This is a genomic window from Pseudarthrobacter sp. KH_020_B, from assembly GCF_057840185.1.
The window spans coordinates 245502-265824 of sequence record NZ_CM174506.1 but is presented as its reverse complement, the minus strand read 5'-3'; the positions used below and the strand labels follow the sequence as shown (position 1 = coordinate 265824).

Sequence of the window (20323 nt, the reverse complement as noted above, 5' to 3'; positions counted from 1 at the left end):
CATCAGTCCACGTTGAGCGTCCAGTTCCGGATCTCCTCGGGGTCCTCGCCGTGCCTCCGGGTGTGTTCGCGGGCCTGCATCCGGCGGTCCTGAAGCGCCTGCCTCAACAACGAGTGCTTTTCGGCCAGACCGGGTACGCGGTCAATGGCGTCGATGGCCAGCTGGAAGCGGTCGATGCCGTTGAGCATGGCCATGTCGAACGGCGTTGTGGTGGTTCCCTCCTCCTTGTAGCCACGCACGTGCAGGCCCTCCTGGTTGGTCCGGCGGTACGCCAGCCGGTGGATCAGCGACGGATAGCCGTGGTAGGCGAAGATGATCGGTTTGTCCGGCGTGAAGATCCCGTCAAAATCCGACGCCGGGAGGCCATGGGGGTGCTCACCGGCGTCCTGGAGCCGCATCAGATCAACGACGTTCACCACACGGACCTTCAGCCCCGGGACACCCCGCTTGAGTAGTTCGGCCGCGGCAACCGTTTCCACCGTGGGCACATCCCCGGCACACGCCAGAACAACGTCCGGGTCTTCCCCTGGCACCTCCGAACCCGCGAATTCCCAGATGCCCAGCCCCCGCCGGCAGTGGTTCGCCGCGTCGGCCGGCCCCAGCCAGGTGGGCGATGGCTGCTTGCCACTGACCACAATGTTCACGTAATCGGTGGATGCCAGGCAGTGCTCCATGACCGACAGCAGCGTGTTCACGTCCGGCGGCAGGTACACGCGGATAACCTCGGCTTTTTTGTTCACCGCGTGATCGATGAAGCCGGGATCCTGGTGCGAAAAACCGTTGTGATCCTGCTGCCACACATGGGACGAGAGCAGGTAGTTCAGCGAAGCCACGGGCTGGCGCCAGGTCAGCTTCCGGTGGACCTTGAGCCACTTGGCGTGCTGGTTGAACATGGAATCCACGATGTGGATGAAGGCCTCGTAACAGCTGAACACCCCGTGCCTGCCGGACAGGAGGTAGCCTTCCAGCCAGCCCTGGCACAGGTGCTCGCTGAGCACCTCCAGAACCCGGCCGGAGCGGGCGAGGTGCTCGTCGACGTCGTCAATCCGGTACTGCCAGACCTTGTCGGTCACTTCGTAGACGGTCTGAAGCCGGTTGGATGCCGTTTCATCCGGCCCGAAGAGGCGGAAGTTCTCCATGTTCAGCGAGACGACGTCCCGCATCCACGAGCCCAGGGTGATCATGGGGCTGATCCGTTCCGTTCCCGGCGCCGCGACGTCGACGGCGTGGGCGGCGTAGGCGGGCAGCTTCAGCGGTGTGCGAAGGAGTCCGCCGTTAGCGTGCGGGGTGGCGCTCATCCGGAGGTTCCCTGTGGGCGCATTTGTGGCTACGTCGGGCCGGAGCAGGCCCTCGGCGTCGAACAGCTCCTCCGGACGGTAAGACTTCAGCCACTCCTCCAGCTGTTTCAGGTGTGCGCCGTTAGTGCGGACTTCCGCCAGCGGGACCTGGTGGCTGCGCCAGGTGCCCTCCACCTGGAGTCCGTCCACTATCCGAGGTCCCGTCCAGCCCTTGGGCGAGCGCAGCACAATCATGGGCCAGCGCGGCGCAGCGCCGTTTCCAGGGGCACCGGCTGTAGGGGCGCCGTCGTGCGCTTTCCCGCCCGTCCCGTCCGCTCCGTCCCGGCGGGAGTTCTGGATGGCGCGGATCCCGGCCAGGCAGTTGTCGACGGCGGCCGCGAAGTCCCGGTGCGCCTGCTCCGTGTTGTCCGGGTCCTGGACGGTCACGAAGTACGGTTCGTGGCCGTAACCGCGGAGCAGTTGCTCCAACTGTTCCTGCGGCATTCGCGCCAGGATGGTGGGGTTGGCGATCTTATAGCCGTTCAGGTGCAGGATGGGCAGCACGGCACCATCCGCGGCCGGATCCAGGAAGTTGTGCGAGTGCCAGCTCGCCGCGAGCGGCCCCGTTTCTGCCTCGCCGTCGCCGATCACGACGGCGGTGATCAGCTGGGGATTGTCGAACACGGACCCGTAGGCGTGGGCCAGCGCGTACCCGAGTTCGCCGCCTTCGCTGATGGAACCCGGCGTCTCCGGCGCCGCGTGGCTGGGAATGCCGCCGGGGTAGGAAAACTGACGGAAGAGTTCGGCCAGGCCTGCCTCGTCAGGGCCAACCTGGCCGTAGATTTCGGAGTACGTACCCTCGAGCCAGGCGTTCGCCACAACAGCAGGACCGCCATGGCCCGGGCCGGCAATGAAGAGCATTTCCTGCGAGTCCCGGCGGATCACGCGGTTCAGGTGTGCGTAGACAAAGTTCAGCCCGGGAGTGGTGCCCCAGTGGCCCAGCAGCCTGGACTTGGTATGGTCCGCGGCGAGGGGCTCCCGCAGCAGCGGGTTGGAGCGCAGGTAGATCTGTCCCACGGAAAGGTAGTTCGCGGCCCGCCACCAACGGTCCACAAGATCCAGGGTTTCCTGCCCCAGGTTGTCCTGCCCCATGCTTCCGGCCATGACCATCCTCACGTAGCTGCGCCGCCGTCGGCAGCCATGCCTCCATCGCAACACCGATCAGTACGCGGCACAAGCCTGCCCCCTGAGGAACTGCTCGCTGACTTGCCCTGGGCCAGCTGCCAGCCGGTAGTCTGTGTTTCACATGTTCACGTTGACCATCAACCAGACCGATAGCCGGCGCGACGGCGACCGCGTCCCTCAACTGCTGAAGGACCTGCGGCACATACCCGCGCGCCTGGATTTCGACCGGTCTGTGGAGGATGAAGTCCAAGGCATTGTGGACTGCCCGCATCAGGCCGTGGAGGCTGCGCTGATCGCCCTGCGCTGCGGCTCCTGGTACGTGGGGCTCGGCGTCGGGCCGGTCAACGAGCCGCTTCCCAACCAGATCAAGGATGCGTCCGGCCACGGCCTGATCTATGCCCGGCGTGCGGTGGACCGGCTCCGGAACAGCAAGGAACGCATCCCGGTTGCCGTGGAAGGACCGCTGGCGGACATCGCCCACGAAGCCGAAGCCGTGCTGCGGCTTTTGGGCCACATTGTGAGGGACAGGTCCTGCGCTGAATGGCGCGTCCTGGACCTCATGACCCCCGGCGTCCGCGGACAGCAAAAAGCGGTGGCACAGGAACTCAACATCACCACCCAGGCCGTCAGCAAGGCAGTGGCCAGGTCGCAATGGAACGAGGAACACGCTGCCCGCCCCGCCGCCGCGCGGTTGCTGGCGCTCATCCTCGAAGTGCGCTGAACGATCCCTTCATCTCGCCGTTACTGCATGGCGCCGATGATCGCCCCCATCGCCGTGAACGTCACGATGTTGTGCTGGCGTTGATGGCGAACAGCATGAGGCTGCGGCGTTCAAAGAGGTAGTTGACGCCCAGGGCAGCCGCAACCCAGGCCGCGCCCGTAGCCAGCCCGGCTAGGGCACCGAATCCGGCACCGCCGTCGCCGATAAACGCCGCGAGCACCACGGCCATCACCACTGCGAGCAGGAACGATCCCACAAAAACCCGCACGGTCCCGTGCTTCAGCTGCTCATCGGTCACGCCGGCCTCGCGCTGCCATACCTTAGCGAAGAGCACCGAGTACCAGAGCCCTCCCACGATGAAGCTCGCCAGGGCGGCCAGCAGCACGGCCAGCCAGTTGATGTTGATGGCCATGGGGGCATCCACCTTTCAAGGGGTGATAGCCCGATGCTAGCGGCGGAAATCCGTATGGTCTTGTAAAAAAGCCGCAGTGTCAGGTCCTGTTCTCAGGCCGGGCAGCTCCTCCACCGGCACAAACGTGGCGTAGTCGGCGCCGTGTTCGCGGACGATCCTCAGGTACTCCGACGGTGTGAAGCCGCTGAAGCGCCGGAAGGTGCGGATCAGGTGGGGCTGGTCGTAGTAGTCGGCCAGGGCCAGGAGCTGCCGCCCCGGGCGGCAAAGCTGCCGCCGCATTGACGAAACGGTGGAAGCGGCACACGTCGGAGAACCCCTTCGGCGTCGTTCCGCAGTCCCGCATCATGATCCGTTCCAGCGTGGACGTACTGAGTCCCAGCCGCCTCGAAAGGTCCGCCACCGGAATATCGTCCCGGGCAAGGAGGCCGACGGCGGCTGCCGCCCTTTCGTCGCACCGGTAACCGGGGCGGAGCCTCGCCGTGAGGAACGATTCCAGCGCCGCGAAGGCGCGCCCCGGCGTCGGGCTTTCCGTTCCTCGGCTCAGCGAGTCACGAAGAAGGCCGAATCCAGGGAAGATCCGGTCCGCATCCAGTACCCGTCCGGTCAGGGCCGACGGCGGCTGCTCCGTGAATGCGGCCACGCCGAAAGGCGCGAGAACGGCTCCCACGTTGAAAATTTGCGCGGGGTTTTCACTGATGAGGTACGTGCGCTGGAGTCCCGAGTAAAACCCGGTGGCGACGTCTTGCGCCGGCCCCTCGGAGCCGGCGGGGTCGATCAGCCGGTACGGATCCGAGAGGTTCAGGACCAGGTGGGCCGAGGGTCCGGGCAGGATCTTTTCATAGCGTGCCGCGGGGCTGGCCCGGATGAACCAGAAACCCGTGACGAACGGCTGCAGCCCGGGCGGCGCCGGGCACTCCTCGAAGTGCACAGCCCCAGTCTAGGGTTGCCGCTCAAGAGCCACTTGCCGCTCCTGCCGGCCCTCTAAACGAGGCTGCGCAGCACGTGCGCGGCGCCGTCGTCGAGCACCGAAAGCGTGACCTCGTCCGCGGCGGCGATGACTTCCTCCGGGGCCTGGCCCATGGCTACGCCCCGGCCGGCCCAGCCGAGCATTTCGATGTCGTTCCGGCCGTCTCCGATGGCCACGGTGCTGTGGGGTTCGGTCCCCAGCTGGTCGCGGAGCCGCTCGAGTGCGCTGGCTTTGGTGACTCCGGCCGCGGCGATGTCCAGCCACGCCGTCCAGCCGACCGAATAGGTGACGCCGGCCAGTCCGATCTCCTGGATGGTTGCGGTGAATTCTTCCGGGGTGTTTTCGGTGCTGAACACCACCAGGCGGACGGCGGTGGCTTCGAGCAGAGTCTGGAAGTCGACGCCGATCGCCTCCACGCCGAAGCTGGCGTCCTGGAAGCGTTCCGTGGACAGGAAGTTGCCGTCCTCGTCCTCCAGCGCGTACTTGGCCGTGGGCAGCTTCTGCCGCAGCGCCCGGAGCGCGGGGGCCGGATCGAAGGTGGCCTTGTGGATGATTTCGTAGCCGTCAGCCAGGTCCGGATCCAGCCGGAGCGTCACGCCGCCGTTGCAGCAGACGGCGTAGCCGCGGTCGATGCCGATCTGCTCGATGATGGGCAGCGTGGCGTTCAGGGAGCGGCCGGTGGCGATGAGGACATCGTGTCCGGCGGCGACCACGGCTTGGGCTGCCTCACGGACAGGGGCGGACATGTGGCCGTCGTGGTCCACCAGGGTTCCGTCCACATCTAGGGCAACCATGAACTTGGTGGTGCTGTTTTCGTTTGCGATCCGCTGGTCATCGATGCCAGCGACTGTGCTTTCAGTCAATGTAGTCATGCATACCAGTAGACCAGAGACCCCTGACACCGGCTAGGACGCAGGCCACAGCACGCCATGAACAGCCGGTTAATACTCACAGGGTTATCCCCGGTGTGAGTGTTAACCTTCGGCACGCCGTTCCCGCCGGCCGGCCCTAGATTCCCCGCCGCGTGGTCAATTCCCCACCGCGTGACACGGGGAAAAGTCCACGTTGAGGGGACTTGCCGGGACTTATCCACATCCGGGCGCGCGGGTCTGGCTACGTAAGAATGAACCGCCCAGCATTGGACCATGGAATCCGCCCCTCCAGCCCTGGTCCTCGCCAGCCGCAGGCGCGCCCTCACCGGAAGCAGCCGTGGCTTGAGCCGCGCCTACAACAAGGGAGACCTGGTCCGCGTCAGAACCGGCGTCTACTACAGCAAGCCCGCCTGGATCGCCCTCAAAGCCTGGCAACGTTATGCGGCCACGGTCGCAGCCGTGGCGGCCAGTGATCCGGAAACAGGGTTCTGCTACCTGACCGCCCTACGTGTCTGGCGACTACCCAGCCCGCGGGTTCCTGACCACGTCCACATCCTGACGCCGTCACCGCACAAGGCTGGCAGGCTTCCTTCAACCACGCGGGCGGCAAAGGACCCGAAGACCGGCCGCACGGGGCTGGAAGACGTGCGCGGCTATGGAATCTCCCGGCATCACTGGCATGCGGACCTCGTCGAGACCGGTGGGTTACGTGTGACGTCGTTGATTCAAACCGTTATGGACTGTGTAGTCCGGCTGGAACTTCCCGAGGCTGTCGCGATCGCGGACGCTGTCTTGGGAAGCCGGCGTAAGGAAGGCGAAGGCCTCACCCGCATCGACTTGAAGCAAGCGTCGGCCGGCCTTGCATCTGCCGCCAAACGCCGCCGGGTCCTGGAGGTGCTCGAACTTTCTGACGAGGCCTCGGAATCCGTAGGCGAGTCCCGGAGCAGGGCACTCATCCACATCCTGGGGCTTCCGGCTCCGGTCCTCCAGCATTCCTTTTATGACCATGAAGGTTTCATTGCCCGGACGGACTTCTTCTGGCCCGAATATGGCGTCGTTGGGGAGTTCGACGGCGACGCCAAGTATCTCGACGACGACCTCCTGGACGGCCGCAGCACACGGGAAACCGTCCTGGCTGAGAAGAAACGTGAGGATCGGCTCCGGGCGCTTGGCTACAAGGTTGTCCGCTGGGACTGGAAAGCCATAACCGACCCGGATTTATTGCTGCGGAAACTACAACGTGCCGGAGTAATACGCAAGAATCCCCGCCTCGTGGCCTAATCCCCCTCGCGTTACAAGGGGAATGGACCACGCGACGGGGAATTGTCAGTGAAGCGGCCGGAGCCTAGAGGACGGGGAAGACTTCCAGGCCACCAAGGTACTTCTGCAGAGCGGCCGGGACGTTGACAGAGCCGTCCGGGTTCTGGTGGTGCTCCAGGATGGCCACAATCCAGCGGGTGGTGGCCAGCGTGCCGTTCAGGGTGGCCACGGCGCGGGTGCCCTTGGGCGCACCGTCCGGGGCAAACACACGCTCGCGGATGTTCAGGCGGCGGGCCTGGAACGTGGTGCAGTTCGACGTGGAGGTGAGCTCACGGTAGGCGCCCTGGGTGGGAACCCAGGCTTCGCAGTCGAACTTGCGGGCTGCCGAGTTGCCGAGGTCGCCGGCGGCAGTGTCGATCACGCGGTAGGGAAGCTCGCACTTGGCCAGCATCTCCTCTTCCCAGGCCAGCAGGCGCTCGTGCTCCGCGGCAGCCTCTTCAACCGTGGTGTAGATGAACATCTCCACCTTGTTGAACTGGTGCACGCGGATGATGCCGCGGGTGTCCTTGCCGTGCGAACCGGCCTCGCGGCGGTAGCACGAGCTTTGCCCGGCGTAACGGACGGGGCCCGCGGACAGGTCCAGGATCTCGTCGGCGTGGTAGCCGGCCAGGGCAACCTCGGAGGTTCCCACGAGGTAAAGGTCGTCCTCGGCGAGACGGTAGATCTCGGCGTCGTGCTTGACGTCAAAGCCGGTGCCCTGCATGGTTTCCGGCCGGACCAGGGTGGGGGTGATCATCGGGATGAAGCCGGCCTCGATGGCCTGGTCCATGGCCATCTGCAGCAGCGCCATCTCCAGGCGTGCACCCACACCGCGCAGGAAGTAGAAGCGTGAGCCGGAGACCTTGGCGCCGCGTTCCATGTCGATCGCGCCGATCAGTTCGCCGATTTCCAGGTGGTCCTTCGGCTCGAAGTCCGGGAATTCGCGGGGCGTGCCGACGGTCTTGACCACAATGTAATCGTCCTCGCCGCCTGCGGGGACGCCGGGCTCAATGAGGTTGGGGATGCCGCGGAGCAGCTCCTCCTGCTTGGCCTGTGCGGCGTCCGCCTCGGCCGAGGCAGCCTTCACCGAGTTGGCGAGCTCCTTGACCTCGGCCAGCAGGGCTTTCTTCTCATCGCCCTTGGCCTGCGCCACCTTCTTGCCGAAGACGTTCTGCTCGGCGCGGAGGTTTTCAAACCGGATCAGGGCGGCACGCCTGGCGGAGTCTGCGGCGATGATCGCGTCCACCACTGATTCGTCTGCGCCGCGGGCGCGCTGGCTGGCACGGAACTTGTCCGGGTTTTCGCTGAGGTCTTTTACGTCGATCACCAGACAAGAGTATCGAATCCGGCAGAACCAACACTGCGCGGCCGGACAGGGGGAACCGCGGCGCCGCGACCGGGATACTGTTGGAGCACCATGAACGACTGGCTTCTCTACGTCCTGAGCGCGGCGGCGCTGGCTTTCGCCGTCTCCAGCTGGTGGGGCGTCCGGAAGCTAAAAGCCCTGCACATCCGCAGCGCGGTCCACGAAGAACCACATGAAACCGGCCTCACCCAGCAACGCGTGGCGGTCATCCTCAACCCCGTCAAGGCCCGTGCCCTGGAAGCGAAGGACGCCATCCAGCGCGCCTGCCTGACGGCCGGCTGGGACGAGCCCCTCTTCCTGGAGACAACCGCCGACGACCCCGGGTACTCCCAGGCCCGCTCGGCGCTGGACTACAAGGCCGACGTCGTTCTGGTGGGCGGTGGCGACGGTACTGTCCGGGTGGTAGCTGAGTCCCTTGCACAAACGGGTGTAGCCATGGGCCTGATTCCCCTGGGGACGGGAAACCTCCTGGCGCGAAACGTGGACCTGGATGTCAACGACCTTCACGCCAACGTGCATACAGCGCTTTTCGGCCACCAACGCTACATCGATACCGCGCGGATGAGCATCGAGAATTCCCGCACGGGACACTCGTCCGAACACGCGTTCCTGGTGATCGCCGGGATCGGCATGGACGCCGAAATACTCGCCGATACCAATGCCGGCCTCAAGAAAGCCGTGGGTTGGCTTGCTTATACCGAGGCCGGAATGCGTCACCTGCCTGGGCGGCGACGAAAAGTATCAGTCGCGCTGGATGACAAGCCGGAGCAGGTCCGGAACATCCGCAGCGTCCTCTTTGCCAACTGCGGGCTGGTACCGGGAGGGATCGATTTCATCCCGGAGGCCATGATCGACGACGGCATGCTGGACGTGGTGGTCATGAGCCCCCGCAGTGCCATCGGCTGGGTGGCCATGTACGCGAAAATCCTCTTCAAACACAAGCGCAACCTGCCCATCATGACGATGTACCGGGCCGGGAGAATCGTCATCAAGTGCCCAGAGCCCATGCCCACACAAATCGACGGCGACACGTCCGGGTTGGCCACCAAGCTCACCGTCCGGGTGGAACCGCGGTCCCTCCTGATCAGGGTGAAAGGACAGCAGGCCTAAGGCCGGTCCGGCCTCAGGCGGTTGCCTTCTTGGCAGTTCCAGCCTCTGCGGCGGCTTTCGCGGCGCGCGCCTCGGACTGCTCTCGGATCATGGCCTGCTCCTCTTCGAAGCGCAGGCGGTCGGCGCGGTCAGCGTCATCCCCGTCCCAGTCCTGATTGTCGGCTGTGGGCTTCGGATTAACAATCATGCCCTGGCCGTCATTGTCTGTGCTGCTGGTACTCATGACCTGTTCCCTTCATTAGGGGCCATCCCCCAAGTGGATCAAGCAAGCATACGCACAGTAACTATCCCGCGGAAGTACCTTGGCCTACGCTGTGGGCGAAGCCTCAAGCGCCTTCAAGCTGCATTCATTCCCCCTGCAGAATCTTCCCGACCCATTCATGCGCTGCCCGGAATGCCTCGTCAGATGTGTGTTGCGCGACGCTGGAGCTTTGGGCGTCCGCCCGTCCATACGAGCCCAGGAAGCGGGTGGCCGGGCTGATGCGGTGAAGGCCGGCCAGGGCGTCGGCCACTCGGGCGTCCGCGATGTGCCCGTCGGCGTCAATGCTGAAAAAGTAGTGACCCAGGTACTGACCCGTAGGCCGGGATTCGATCCGGCTGAGGTTCACACCCCTCGTGGCGAATTGGTCCAGGATTTCCATCAGCGCACCCGGGCGGTCTTCCGGAAGCGGGACAACGACGGTGGTCTTATCCGCACCGGTCCGTTCGGGCAGCGCGCCGGGCCTGCTGACCAGGATGAACCGCGTCACTGCTCCCGGGTTGTCGCCGATGTTTTCCGCCAGGACGGTCAGCCCCGGCTGCTCCTGGGCCACTATGGGCGCACAGATCGCGGCGTCGTAGTGGGCGTCGCCGCCCAGGAGCCCCATGGCGGCCGCCGCCGTGGAGGAGCCGGCAACATATTCTGCGCCTGGAATATTCGCTTCCACCCAAAGACGGCACTGCGCCCAGGCGTGGCCGTGAGTGGAAATGCGGCGGATATCCTCAGTGCGCGCACCGGGTCCGGCCACCAGCACAAAGCTGATGGGGACAAGGATTTCGCGGATGATTCGGAGTTCCTGCCCGCCGGCGATAGCGTCCAGAGTGGCGGTGACCCCGCCTTCCACCGAATTCTCAATGGGGACCATCGCTGCGTCCGCAGAGCCGTCGCGGACCATGTCCAGGGCGGCGTTAACGTTGGAGGCCGGGATGCGGGTGGCCTCTCCGGCACCCGGAACCTGCATCAGTGCCGCCTCGGTGAATGTGCCCTCAGGCCCGAGGAAGGTGTACGTAACAGGTGTCGCGGGCATGGATTCCTCTGTGGTGACGGGACGCAGGTTCGGGCTGAACTAGAGAACGAGGGGCTTCAGGCCGTTATCGGACACCAGCGGCTTGCCGGACTCGAGCCACTGGTCCATTCCGCCGGCCACATTAATGGCCGTATAGCCCTGACCGGTAAGCCATTGCGCGGCGCGGAAAGACCGCCCGCCCGTGCGGCAGATGACATAGACATCCTGGTCCGGGTCCAGTTCATCAAGCCGCGCCGGAAGCTGATCCAGGGGAATGTGCAGAGCGTCCTCAGCATGTCCGGCTACCCATTCGTAGTCTTCGCGGACGTCCAGGATCACGGCGTCGGCGGGGACGTCGTTGACGGGCACGGAATTGAAATCGCTCATGGGAGTCCTCTTTCGGAGAATCACGGGTCTGCTTCCAGCCTAGCGCGAGCCGCCCTTCCTGCCTGCCGAAAGCCGACGCACGTTACGCTTCTAAATGATCCTGAGGAGGAGCTTTGCCCGCTGAGCAGACAACCGGTTCCACGGCTGACATCCACGAACTGACCGCCGTCCAACTCCGGGATGTGCTCTACGCCGGCGAGCTCTCAGCGCGGGAAGCCACCGCCCATTTCCTGGCGCGAATTGCCGAAAAGAATCCGTTGCTGGGCGCCTTTGTCACGGTCACGGCGGATCAGGCGATGGCCGATGCTGGGGCCGCCGATGCCCGGTTCGTCCGGTTCCGAAAGGACTTTGGGAACGACTCCGCGCGGGACTCCGGAGGCAGCGCGGACAGCCTGCCGCTCCTGCACGGCATGCCGGTGGCGTTCAAGGACCTGACCGACGTCGCCGGCGTGGTGACCACCCACGGAAGCGCTGCGCTTGACCATAAACCGGCGCCCACCGATGGCGCCGTGGCCGCTGTCCTCAGGGCCGCAGGCGTTGTCTCACTGGGGAAGACGCAGGTTCCGGAGTTCGGACTGACGGCATACAGCGAAAACCGCATCGCGCCGCCGTCGCGCAATCCGCATGCGCCGAGCCGGAGTTCCGGCGGCTCCTCCGGGGGCAGCGCTGCCGCGGTGGCCGCCGGCCTGCTTCCGTTCGCACCAGGGACCGACGGCGGCGGCTCCGTCCGCATCCCGGCCGCCGCCTGCAGCCTGGTGGGACTCAAACCCGGCCGCGGCGTGGTGCCGTCGGGCGAGAGTTCAGGCGACCCCGCCCGCCTGGTCGTAGCGGGGCCGCTGGCCCGCACCGCAGCCGACGCGGCCCTGCTGATGGATGCCCTGGTCCCATCCCGTGACAACAGTTATCTCGACGCAGTGGCACACGAACCGCGCCCGCTGCGCATCGGCCTGACCCTGGACAGCCCCTGGTTCGCCACCTTTCCGTTCACGCCCGAACCAGAGGCCATGGCCGCGTTGCAGGCGGGCACCGACATGCTGGAGCATGCCGGGCACGCCGTCAGCGAAGCCTCCATCCGGTACGACAACCGCTACCCGGACGCCTTCACCACAGCGTGGACCGCCGCCGTTGGAACTGCCCGGATCAGTCCGCAGCGCGAAGCGCTTCTGGCCCCGCTGACGCGTACGTTCAGGCGCCGGGCCCAGCAGCGCAGCGCCGCAAAGCTCAATGAATCGCTGGCGTTCCTGCGGCAATTCGAGCGCGACGCCATCACGCAGTACGGTGGCTGGGACCTGATGCTGATGCCGGCCCTGGCGCAGACCCCGCGTCCCGTGGGCTGGTTCACCGGCGCCACACACGGCGACGAACCGTGGCCAGCCGCGGAATGGCCCGGGGACGCCGACGGCGACTATCGCCGGCAGTGCGAATTCGCGCCATGGTCCTCCATGGTGAATGTCTGCGGCCTGCCGGCCATCACGATTCCGGTGTACTGGACCGGCGGGGAGCCGTCTCGCGGCCTGCCGATGGGCATCCAGCTTGTGGGACCGGCGGGATCGGAACTGCTCCTGCTCCAGGTGGCGGCACAACTCGGCTTCTGATGGCCGTTTGAACTGCTCCAGGGTGTCGACTCGGGGGCCGATCCGGAGGACGATTAAGGGGCAGTCATTATGAGGAGGTCTGTGATGTGCTACTCATCGATGGAGGATTTCGGGTGGCGTAACAAGAGAGAAGCCGACCGGAAACCCGAAGCACGCCAGGAAACACCGCCGGACCGTCCGGAGCCGCATTACACGGCCCAGGACTTCACCTTCTGGGCGTTCCCGCGTCGCCGGAGGACCCACGAAGCCCAGGAACCGGCCGCTGAGCGCGGGCGCGAGCGAGTCTGATCTTGTTGTTCAGGCCCACCTGAAGAAAGGCCCCCTGCCGGGGGCCTTTCCGCTGCTTGGCAGTGTCTGCTCCGCACAAGTAGGCGTCTCCGGACAACATACGCCGCTGCGGGTCAGTAGCCGTAAGTCGAGGCGTACGACAGCCCGATGATGAGCAACAGCCAGAACGCTCCGTAGCCGAGCAGGCACAGGTAGCCCAGGACCAGTCCGGTGATGGACATGCCCTTGCCGGAGGGTTCACGGCGGAGGGCAAGATGGCCGGTGATGATTGCGGCGATCTGCGGAATCATGATCCAGCCAACGATGACCGAGGCAATGCCGCAGACCATGCTGGCGATGCTCAGACCCTTGGGCTCCTGGGCCGGCATGCCGTAATACGCGGGCTGTCCGTACGCCGGCTGGCCGTAAGGGCTGGCACCCTGGCCGTAAGGGCTTGCCGGCTGGGCATAGGTCGCGCCGTACTGACCGCCGGGTTGGCTGTACGCGCCGGGTTGGTTGTACTGGCCCGGCTGGCTGTACTGCCCCGGCTGGCTGTTCTGGCCTGCGCCGTACTGACTCTGGCCGTACGGGTTCTGGTCATACAGAGGCGGCGCCGGAATGCTGGGGCCCTGTGGCGGCACAAACTGCGGCGGCTCGTAGCCCGCCGGCGAATCGGCCGGTCCCTGGGTGCCGGACCCTTGCGAATCAGGGCGCGGAGTTTGCTGGTCAGTCATGGTTTTCCCCATTCGAAGTCTTCGTCTCCCAGCCTACCGCCGCCTACTTTACAGGCCTACAGCCGCACTCACCCAGTCCTACCGCCCCCAATACGGCAGGACGTAAACGGCAAAAAATACAAAGGCAGCCAGGAACATCAACCGGGTCATTCCACTGGCTGCGTGGTGCTGCGCCTTCGACTTCCTGCCGTGGGCGAGTTGCCGGGACCCAGGCCGCCCCGCCGACTGCCCGGACCGCGTCGGTCCAGACACACCAGGTCCAGCCACGGCCGGCCTAACGCCTGGCCTAACCCCTCGGCTAACGGCGGGCTTAACCACAGCGGGCCTAACCAGCGTGCCACTGTCGGCCGGTTCCTGCGGGAGCTGCTGGCCGAGAAGGGCATGCAGGCCTACCACCGTCTGCTGGTCGAGCACCGGGGGCAGCGCCAGGACGGCAGCAACAACGCGGTCGGCCCCTGCCACGGCGACGTCTGAATTGGTGATCCCGAAGAGGTCCGGCTGACCAGCGAGGCAGATCAACGGGCGGACGAACCGCCGGTGGGGCGGTGCCAGCACGGACGCGACGGCGGCGCACTGCGCCAGCGCACCCTCCACGGACTGCGTCCTGGCAAAACGGCCCTGCCACAGGACACCGGCGGAGACACGGACCTCGCCGGTCCAGTTCTTGGCATCGACCACCACCACCCCGCCCGGACCCACCAGCACATGGTCAAGGTTGGCTTTGGGCCGCCCCGGCCAGTTCACATCGTTCAGAAGGTACCAGCCGTGCGGAATGAGCCGGCTCAGCCGGTCCGCCACGAGCCGCTCGCCCACCGCACCGGCGTCCCACGACTTCGTGGCCCGCTCGGCCTGGTCGAGTTGGCGCTTCAGCCGCTGCACGCGTTCGGCGGCCAGCCTCGACTGCTCGGCCGCGCCGTCTCCTGCCCCCATGACCTTCCCCCGGTTCCCGAGTGCCGACCCACTGCAGTGCCTGACGCTTGCTGGGCCGCCCGGCCTACTGCACTGCCCGACGGCGGCGCTCCCCGCCGTCGGGCATTCTTCCTGAGTTTTTCCGAAAGTAGCAGCGCCGCAGGGAGCCGGTATATAGGTACTTTTGGGCCCAGTACTCAGGTTTAACCACCTGTTCATGACATTCCGCGTCACAGGGGCCGGATTATGGACCCGGCGTTTTGACTCCCGTCCGGGTCTGGCATGCTGGTGCCATGGCTAGCCGTGCGGGCACAATCGCCCAACCCCAGGACCTTGTTGACATCACTGCGCTCCTCGACGCGTACTACGACATTTCGCCGGATCTGGGTGATCCCGGCCAGCGCGTGGCATTCGGTACATCCGGGCACCGCGGCTCGAGCCTCAAGGCGTCGTTCAACGAAAAACACATCGTCGCGATCACGCAGGCCATCGTGGAATACCGTGCCGGACAGGGCATCACCGGCCCGCTTTTCCTGGCAAAGGACACCCACGCCCTCAGCGAGCCGGCGCAGAACTCGGCGCTGGAAGTCCTGGCCGCCAACGGCGTGCACGTGCTGATCGATGCGCGGCACGGCTACACCCCCACGCCGGCACTCAGCCACGCGATCCTCACGTACAACAACAACCGCCAGCCCGGCACCCCGGAGGCGGACGGCATTGTGGTCACGCCCAGCCACAACCCGCCCGGAGACGGCGGCTTCAAGTACAACCCGCCGCACGGCGGCCCGGCCGATTCCGATGCCACAGGCTGGATCGCCAACCGTGCCAACGAACTCCTCGAAAACGACCTGCGTGGCGTGAAGCGCATTGCCGTGGCTGAGGCCCTGGCTGCGGACAGCACCGGCAAGTTCGATTTCCTCAGCAGCTACGTTGACGACCTCCCGTCAGTGCTGAACCTGGACGCGATCCGCGAAGCCGGTGTCCGTATCGGCGCCGACCCCATGGGCGGTGCCGCCGTGGATTACTGGGGCGAGATCGGCGAGCGCCACCATCTGGACCTGACCGTGGTGAACCCCACTGTGGATCCCCAGTGGGCCTTTATGACGCTGGACTGGGACGAGAAGATCCGGATGGACTGCTCCTCCCCGTCCGCGATGGCCTCGCTGATCAAGCGGATGTCCGACGGCGGCAGTTCAGCAGCGTTCGACATCGCCACCGGAAATGACGCCGACGCCGACCGGCACGGCATCGTGACCCCCGACGGTGGCCTGATGAACCCGAACCACTACCTCGCCGTCGCCATCGATTACCTCTACCGCAACCGCAGCGGCTGGAACCCCAACTCGGTGGTGGGCAAGACCCTCGTTTCGTCCTCGATCATCGACCGTGTGGCGGAAAGCCTGGGCCGCAAGCTGGTTGAGGTCCCCGTGGGCTTCAAGTGGTTTGTGCCGGGACTGCTGTCCGGCGAAGGCGCGTTCGGCGGCGAAGAGTCTGCCGGCGCTTCTTTTAACAAGCTGGACGGCAGCGTCTGGACCACCGACAAGGACGGCATCCTGCTGGCGCTGCTGGCCTCGGAGATCACCGCGGTCACCGGCAAGTCGCCGTCGCAGCTGTACAAGGGCCTGACCGACCAGTTCGGCGCCCCCGTCTACGCCCGGATTGATGCCGCGGCCACGCGGGAGCAGAAGGCGGCACTCGGCAAGCTCTCGCCGTCGGACGTCACCGCAACGGAACTGGCCGGCGAAACCATCACCGCCAAGCTGACCGAGGCGCCCGGCAACGGAGCGTCCATCGGCGGACTCAAGGTGGTCACGGAGAACGCCTGGTTCGCTGCGCGCCCGTCCGGGACCGAGGACGTCTACAAAATCTACGCCGAGTCCTTCAAGGGCGAGGAGCACCTCAAGCAGGTCCAGGCGGAAGCCAAGGCCCTGGTGGACGGCGTCATCGCCTAGCCTGCCCACGAGCAAACCCAACGCTCTCTCACTAAATGCACTTAAATGACCGACGCTCTCTCACTTTCCTCAGGAGAGTGAGAGAGCGTTCGTCGTTAAGCCGCAGAAAGTGAGAGAGCGTTAGACGGTGCGGACAACATCGTCGTAGCTGAACTTGGGCTTCGCGGCGCCCCAGGCGTCTGCGCCGGCCTGGCCGATGTTGACCACCAGGAAGCTCTTCTGGTCACCGGCCGGGAAGAACGCGGCGTCGATGGCGCCGAAATCTGCTCCGGTCATCGGGCCTGCTGCGAGGCCGAGGGACCGGACGGCCAGGATGAAGTAGCCAGCCTGCAGGTGCGCGTTGTTGTTGCCGGTGGACGCAGCAAGGTCCGGGGCGGCGTCGTACATGGCCTTCGGGGCGTTGTACTCGGGGAGGAAGTTGTCCCACTGTTCGGCCCAGGCGGTGTCGTAGCTGAGGACGGCGACCAGCGGCGCGGAGGCGGTCTTGGCCTTGTTGCCGTTGGCCAGCGTGTCAACGAGCGTGGCGCGGGCCTCGTCCGAGCGGACGTAGGTCACGCGGAGGGGCTGGGAGTTGAACGCCGTGGGGCCGAACTTGGTGAGCTCGTAGATGGCGCGGGCCTGGTCCTCGGTCACCTCGCCGGTGAAGGAGTTGGCCGTGCGGGCCTCGGCAAAAATGGCGTCGACGGCGGCCGAATCGATGACAGCTTCTTCGTGGGCAATAGTCATGGCGTACCTTTCGCTGGGCCGCTCATCGCAAATGATGGGCGTGCGGTCTGCTTTCCATAGTTGTAACTTCAAGCTCGCCCGCCCTCTTCCCAATACGCAGGTGACGTTCACCACAGCGAAGCGGCGCGGTATTGTTGCACCGGAAGATCCCAGCCCCAGCGGCAACCCCTTGAAAGGCCCCGACCATGAGCATGCTCGGAATGAAATGGAAGCTTCACGGCACCGGCAAATCGATTAAGCCCGGCCACGTGGTTGCTCCGGATGAGCGGCTCGCCTGGCCCCTGACCATCGGCGTTGGCATGCAGCACGTTGTGGCCATGTTTGGCGCCACGTTCCTGGTGCCCATCATCACCGGGATGCCGCCGGCCACCACACTCTTCTTCTCCGGCATCGGCACGCTGCTGTTCCTGGTCATCACCAAGGGGCGCGTCCCCAGCTACCTCGGCTCCAGCTTCGCGTTCATCGCGCCCATCATGGCGTCCCAGCAGCAGTTCGGCGTGCCCGGCGCGCTGGGCGGAGTGGTGCTTGCCGGCGTCGCACTGGCCCTCATCGGCGCGATCGTGCAGAAGTTCGGCGCAGACTGGATCAACCGGCTGATGCCGCCCATCGTCACCGGCGCCATCGTGGCGCTGATCGGCCTGAACCTCGCCCCCGCGGCGAAAATGAACTTCGACGCCGCCCCCGTCACCGCCGTCATCACGCTGGCCACCATCATTCTGGTCAGTGTTCTTTTCCGCGGAATCGTCGGACGGCTCAGCATCCTGGTGGGCGTAGTGGTGGGCTACCTCGTGGCCATGCTGCGCGGCGAAGTGAGCTACGAAAAAATGGAGGCCGCCGCCTGGATCGGTCTCCCGCACTTCCAGACCCCCGAGTTCCATGTGGGCGTGCTTGGGCTCTTTGTCCCTGTGGTGCTGGTCCTCGTGGCCGAGAACATCGGGCACGTGAAGTCCGTGGCGGCCATGACCGGCCAGAACCTCGACGGCGTCTCCGGCCGCGCGCTGATGGCCGACGGCGCCGCCACGGTTCTCGCAGGCATCGGCGGCGGCTCCGGCACCACCACCTACGCAGAGAACATCGGCGTTATGGCGGCCACCAAGGTGTATTCGACGGCGGCGTACTGGGTTGCCGGCGTGTTCGCCATTGTGCTGAGCTTCTCGCCGAAATTCGGCGAACTGATTGCCACGGTCCCGCAGGGTGTACTGGGCGGCGCCGCCACCATGCTGTACGGCATGATCGGCATCCTGGGCGTCAAGATCTGGGTGCAGAACAAGGTGAACTTCTCCCACCCGGTAAACCTGACCACCGCCGCCGTCGCGCTGATCATCGGCATCGCGGATTACACCTGGACCATCGGGGAACTGACGTTCACCGGCATCGCCCTCGGCTCAGCCGCCGCCCTGGTGATTTACCACGGCATGAAAGCCATCGCGAAGGCCCGGGGCTCGGTGGCGGAACCGGAAACGGAGCACACGGGCCTTCCGCCGGCCGTGAAGGCAGCCGCCAACGCGGCAGCGAAACGCAGGCCCAAGAAGCGCTGACCCGTCCGAAGTGGCGTCCGGCTGGCGCTTCAGACTGCTGCGGAGTCAGGCTGCGTGACCGCCGCGAAAGAATGGTCCTGGTGGCGTTCCAATGCCGAAGACCGGCCGCGGCTGGGGACGCTTGGCGGTCAGCTCCGCTTCCGCGGGGTGTTTCAGTTGCCGGATCACCCACGGAACCAGGTATTCCCGTGCCCAGATGAGGTCCTCGGTCCTGGCTTCCTTCCAGCTGCGGGGCAGCGGCGGCTTGGGCGCCAACGGCTCCAGGGTGTGCGGGACACCCAGGGCATTCAGCACGGCCGCGGCGATGGTGTGATGCCCCAGCGGTGAGAAGTGCAACCGGTCCGGATCCCACATCCCCGGGTTCGACAGTTCGCGCAGGAACCACAGGTCAACCATGACCGCGTCGTGGCGGGCGGCCACCGCGTGGAGGTTCTCGTTGAAGATGGCCACTTTGCCGCGGATCTGGCTGAAGACCGGCGTCGCACCCCAGTCCGGCCCGGCAAAGAGGACCACGGTGGCGCCGGACCGTGCCAGCTGGTCCACGCCGTCGTCGATCTTTTCGGCGAGCCGGTCAGGATCGCTGCGGCGGAAAACAATGTCGTTGCCGCCGGCGGAAAGCGTGACCAGGTCAGGTTTCAGGGCCAGTGCAGGGGCAAGCTGGTGGTCGAGGATCTGCTGCACGAGCAGGCCCCGGACGGCCAGGTTGGCGTAGGCGAAATCAGGCTGGTTCGCACTGAGTTCCTCGGCCACGCGGTCTGCCCAGCCGCGCAAACCACCCTCGCTGCGCGGCTCCGGATCCCCGATCCCCTCGGTAAAGGAGTCACCCAACGCAACCAGCCGGTGCCACGGGTGGGGCGCCGGTTCCACAGAGGTGTTCTTGGCTGAAATGTCCTGTTTCCAGACGTTCATGCCGTGCTCCCTGTTTTGTAGGGTCCCTCGCTGAGGGAGGAGGTTTCAATTCCAGCGAGTCCCTGGAAGGAGGCATTCTCCCGGCCGCGTCCCGCCGGGTCCGGGCGCGAGGCAGCCACAATATTCAGGGCTGTCTCGCGAAGCCCCTGGTTGGTGTGCCGCGAGACAGTGCGGAGGTACTGCAGTGCCGCCTCATGGCCGAGCCCGTAATCGGTTTTGAGGGTACTGACTGCCAGGTCCATGAGCATCATGGAGCTTTGGGCTACCGCCAGTTGGGCGCCGGCTTCGGCCCGCTCCGCCACCCGCACCACCATCCGCAGCGACCGGGCCACCTGCCGCGCATACCGGCGCGTCCTGATGATGTCCTCGCTGGTGAAGGCATGCGGAGTGGACGCGTAGAGGCTCAGTGCGGCACTCCATCCGAGGGTGGCCACAATCGGCGTGGACAGCAGCGACCTGACGCCGTGGCCCGCGGCAGCACTGGCATAGCCCGGCCACCGCCGGTCGCGGGCGACGTCGGGCAGGTGCACAAAATCACCCGCGCGAACGGCTTCCAGCACCGGTCCGTCCGCGAACGAGCATTGTTCTTCGTCTGCGGCGCGGGCTTCGACGGTACCGGCGGCGGCCGTCCGGACAGAGCCGGGGCGGAAGAAAGTGACAGCCCAGCTGATCCCGCGGGAATCGCCGTCGATGTCGCGCATGAACTCGCCGGTGACCGCAGCAAGGAAGTCTTCAACATCCGTGCTGTCGAACACCACATCCTGGGGATCGGGAAGCGATCCCCAGCCCGGCTCCCCCGGTGTCTCCGCGGCCATGTTCCACGCCTAGGTTC

19 protein-coding genes are annotated in these 20323 nt (G+C 65.8%); 6 read left to right on the top strand and 13 right to left on the bottom strand.

Annotated elements, in window-relative coordinates; translation table 11 throughout:
* Nucleotides 1-2: 2 nt before the first annotated feature.
* The gene (locus AC3IT0_RS01235) at nucleotides 3-2441 is read right to left on the bottom strand and encodes a phosphoketolase family protein (protein ID WP_489322026.1); all 2439 of its coding nucleotides are present in this window, start codon (nucleotides 2439-2441) and stop codon (nucleotides 3-5) included.
* Between the two features lie 142 nt (nucleotides 2442-2583).
* Between AC3IT0_RS01235 and AC3IT0_RS01230 the strand changes: the two genes are divergently transcribed.
* Nucleotides 2584-3183: a hypothetical protein gene (locus AC3IT0_RS01230; protein ID WP_489322025.1), complete on the top strand. Its 600-nt coding sequence runs from the start codon at nucleotides 2584-2586 to the stop codon at nucleotides 3181-3183.
* 61 nt (nucleotides 3184-3244) lie between these two features.
* Here the strand turns inward: AC3IT0_RS01230 and AC3IT0_RS01225 are convergent, their stop codons facing one another.
* From AC3IT0_RS01225 to AC3IT0_RS01215, 3 genes are all read right to left on the bottom strand, one after another.
* Nucleotides 3245-3595, bottom strand: coding sequence for a DUF1761 domain-containing protein (locus tag AC3IT0_RS01225; protein ID WP_489322024.1), 351 nt, complete (start codon nucleotides 3593-3595; stop codon nucleotides 3245-3247).
* 79 nt (nucleotides 3596-3674) lie between these two features.
* Nucleotides 3675-4523 (bottom strand): DUF6597 domain-containing transcriptional factor, encoded by an 849-nt coding sequence (locus AC3IT0_RS01220; protein ID WP_489322023.1) that lies wholly within the window; start codon nucleotides 4521-4523, stop codon nucleotides 3675-3677.
* Nucleotides 4524-4576: 53 nt separating this feature from the next.
* Nucleotides 4577-5434 carry an HAD family hydrolase gene (locus AC3IT0_RS01215; protein ID WP_489322022.1) on the bottom strand — a complete coding sequence of 286 codons (858 nt, stop codon included), beginning with the start codon at nucleotides 5432-5434 and terminating at the stop codon, nucleotides 4577-4579.
* Nucleotides 5435-5707: 273 nt separating this feature from the next.
* On the opposite strand from AC3IT0_RS01215, the gene AC3IT0_RS01210 reads away from it, so the two are divergent.
* Nucleotides 5708-6715 carry a hypothetical protein gene (locus AC3IT0_RS01210; protein WP_489322021.1) on the top strand — a complete coding sequence of 336 codons (1008 nt, stop codon included), beginning with the start codon at nucleotides 5708-5710 and terminating at the stop codon, nucleotides 6713-6715.
* 64 nt (nucleotides 6716-6779) lie between these two features.
* On the opposite strand, the gene serS is transcribed toward AC3IT0_RS01210, so the two are convergent.
* Nucleotides 6780-8060, bottom strand: a complete 1281-nt coding sequence (gene serS, locus AC3IT0_RS01205; RefSeq protein ID WP_489322020.1) for a serine--tRNA ligase — start codon at nucleotides 8058-8060, stop codon at nucleotides 6780-6782.
* Nucleotides 8061-8150: 90 nt separating this feature from the next.
* Here serS and AC3IT0_RS01200 point away from each other — a divergent pair, with 90 nt between their 5' ends.
* On the top strand, nucleotides 8151-9209 hold the full coding sequence (locus AC3IT0_RS01200) for a diacylglycerol/lipid kinase family protein (protein WP_489322019.1): 1059 nt from the start codon (nucleotides 8151-8153) through the stop codon (nucleotides 9207-9209).
* Nucleotides 9210-9222: 13 nt separating this feature from the next.
* Here the strand turns inward: AC3IT0_RS01200 and AC3IT0_RS01195 are convergent, their stop codons facing one another.
* From AC3IT0_RS01195 to AC3IT0_RS01185, 3 genes are all read right to left on the bottom strand, one after another.
* On the bottom strand, nucleotides 9223-9432 hold the full coding sequence (locus AC3IT0_RS01195; protein WP_141139103.1) for a hypothetical protein: 210 nt from the start codon (nucleotides 9430-9432) through the stop codon (nucleotides 9223-9225).
* Between the two features lie 124 nt (nucleotides 9433-9556).
* Nucleotides 9557-10495 (bottom strand): prephenate dehydratase, encoded by a 939-nt coding sequence (gene pheA / locus AC3IT0_RS01190; RefSeq protein ID WP_489322018.1) that lies wholly within the window; start codon nucleotides 10493-10495, stop codon nucleotides 9557-9559.
* 39 nt (nucleotides 10496-10534) lie between these two features.
* Nucleotides 10535-10861: a rhodanese-like domain-containing protein gene (locus tag AC3IT0_RS01185; RefSeq protein ID WP_489322017.1), complete on the bottom strand. Its 327-nt coding sequence runs from the start codon at nucleotides 10859-10861 to the stop codon at nucleotides 10535-10537.
* Between the two features lie 113 nt (nucleotides 10862-10974).
* On the opposite strand from AC3IT0_RS01185, the gene AC3IT0_RS01180 reads away from it, so the two are divergent.
* Nucleotides 10975-12456 (top strand): amidase, encoded by a 1482-nt coding sequence (locus AC3IT0_RS01180; RefSeq protein ID WP_489322016.1) that lies wholly within the window; start codon nucleotides 10975-10977, stop codon nucleotides 12454-12456.
* A 401-nt stretch (nucleotides 12457-12857) separates the two neighbouring features.
* On the opposite strand, the gene AC3IT0_RS01175 is transcribed toward AC3IT0_RS01180, so the two are convergent.
* Nucleotides 12858-13457, bottom strand: a complete 600-nt coding sequence (locus tag AC3IT0_RS01175; RefSeq protein WP_489322015.1) for a DUF4190 domain-containing protein — start codon at nucleotides 13455-13457, stop codon at nucleotides 12858-12860.
* A gap of 78 nt (nucleotides 13458-13535) precedes the next feature.
* On the bottom strand, nucleotides 13536-14387 hold the full coding sequence (locus AC3IT0_RS01170) for a nuclease-related domain-containing protein (RefSeq protein WP_489322014.1): 852 nt from the start codon (nucleotides 14385-14387) through the stop codon (nucleotides 13536-13538).
* Between the two features lie 272 nt (nucleotides 14388-14659).
* Between AC3IT0_RS01170 and pgm the strand changes: the two genes are divergently transcribed.
* On the top strand, nucleotides 14660-16318 hold the full coding sequence (gene pgm / locus AC3IT0_RS01165) for a phosphoglucomutase (alpha-D-glucose-1,6-bisphosphate-dependent) (protein ID WP_489322013.1): 1659 nt from the start codon (nucleotides 14660-14662) through the stop codon (nucleotides 16316-16318).
* A 120-nt stretch (nucleotides 16319-16438) separates the two neighbouring features.
* On the opposite strand, the gene AC3IT0_RS01160 is transcribed toward pgm, so the two are convergent.
* A complete protein-coding gene (locus tag AC3IT0_RS01160) occupies nucleotides 16439-17044 on the bottom strand; it encodes a malonic semialdehyde reductase (protein WP_489322012.1) in 606 nt (201 codons plus the stop codon).
* A 185-nt stretch (nucleotides 17045-17229) separates the two neighbouring features.
* On the opposite strand from AC3IT0_RS01160, the gene AC3IT0_RS01155 reads away from it, so the two are divergent.
* Nucleotides 17230-18582, top strand: a complete 1353-nt coding sequence (locus AC3IT0_RS01155; RefSeq protein ID WP_489322011.1) for a uracil-xanthine permease family protein — start codon at nucleotides 17230-17232, stop codon at nucleotides 18580-18582.
* A gap of 45 nt (nucleotides 18583-18627) precedes the next feature.
* Here AC3IT0_RS01155 and AC3IT0_RS01150 read toward each other — a convergent pair whose 3' ends face one another.
* Nucleotides 18628-19491 carry an SGNH/GDSL hydrolase family protein gene (locus AC3IT0_RS01150; RefSeq protein WP_489322010.1) on the bottom strand — a complete coding sequence of 288 codons (864 nt, stop codon included), beginning with the start codon at nucleotides 19489-19491 and terminating at the stop codon, nucleotides 18628-18630.
* A complete protein-coding gene (locus tag AC3IT0_RS01145; protein ID WP_489322009.1) occupies nucleotides 19488-20306 on the bottom strand; it encodes a GAF domain-containing protein in 819 nt (272 codons plus the stop codon). The genes AC3IT0_RS01150 and AC3IT0_RS01145 overlap by 4 nt, the downstream gene beginning before the upstream one ends.
* Nucleotides 20307-20323: the final 17 nt, after the last annotated feature.

Excerpts from the sequence above, each read along its gene's own strand:
- AC3IT0_RS01235 (WP_489322026.1), bottom strand. The coding sequence starts at position 2,441 with ATGGCCGGAAGCATGGGGCAGGACAACCTGGGGCAGGAAACCCTGGAT.
- AC3IT0_RS01230 (WP_489322025.1), top strand. The coding sequence starts at position 2,584 with ATGTTCACGTTGACCATCAACCAGACCGATAGCCGGCGCGACGGCGAC.
- AC3IT0_RS01225 (WP_489322024.1), bottom strand. The coding sequence starts at position 3,595 with ATGGCCATCAACATCAACTGGCTGGCCGTGCTGCTGGCCGCCCTGGCG.
- AC3IT0_RS01215 (WP_489322022.1), bottom strand. The coding sequence starts at position 5,434 with ATGACTACATTGACTGAAAGCACAGTCGCTGGCATCGATGACCAGCGG.
- AC3IT0_RS01210 (WP_489322021.1), top strand. The coding sequence starts at position 5,708 with ATGGAATCCGCCCCTCCAGCCCTGGTCCTCGCCAGCCGCAGGCGCGCC.
- AC3IT0_RS01200 (WP_489322019.1), top strand. The coding sequence starts at position 8,151 with ATGAACGACTGGCTTCTCTACGTCCTGAGCGCGGCGGCGCTGGCTTTC.
- AC3IT0_RS01195 (WP_141139103.1), bottom strand. The coding sequence starts at position 9,432 with ATGAGTACCAGCAGCACAGACAATGACGGCCAGGGCATGATTGTTAAT.
- pheA (WP_489322018.1), bottom strand. The coding sequence starts at position 10,495 with ATGCCCGCGACACCTGTTACGTACACCTTCCTCGGGCCTGAGGGCACA.
- AC3IT0_RS01185 (WP_489322017.1), bottom strand. The coding sequence starts at position 10,861 with ATGAGCGATTTCAATTCCGTGCCCGTCAACGACGTCCCCGCCGACGCC.
- AC3IT0_RS01175 (WP_489322015.1), bottom strand. The coding sequence starts at position 13,457 with ATGACTGACCAGCAAACTCCGCGCCCTGATTCGCAAGGGTCCGGCACC.
- AC3IT0_RS01170 (WP_489322014.1), bottom strand. The coding sequence starts at position 14,387 with ATGGGGGCAGGAGACGGCGCGGCCGAGCAGTCGAGGCTGGCCGCCGAA.
- pgm (WP_489322013.1), top strand. The coding sequence starts at position 14,660 with ATGGCTAGCCGTGCGGGCACAATCGCCCAACCCCAGGACCTTGTTGAC.
- AC3IT0_RS01160 (WP_489322012.1), bottom strand. The coding sequence starts at position 17,044 with ATGACTATTGCCCACGAAGAAGCTGTCATCGATTCGGCCGCCGTCGAC.
- AC3IT0_RS01155 (WP_489322011.1), top strand. The coding sequence starts at position 17,230 with ATGAGCATGCTCGGAATGAAATGGAAGCTTCACGGCACCGGCAAATCG.
- AC3IT0_RS01150 (WP_489322010.1), bottom strand. The coding sequence starts at position 19,491 with ATGAACGTCTGGAAACAGGACATTTCAGCCAAGAACACCTCTGTGGAA.
- AC3IT0_RS01145 (WP_489322009.1), bottom strand. The coding sequence starts at position 20,306 with ATGGCCGCGGAGACACCGGGGGAGCCGGGCTGGGGATCGCTTCCCGAT.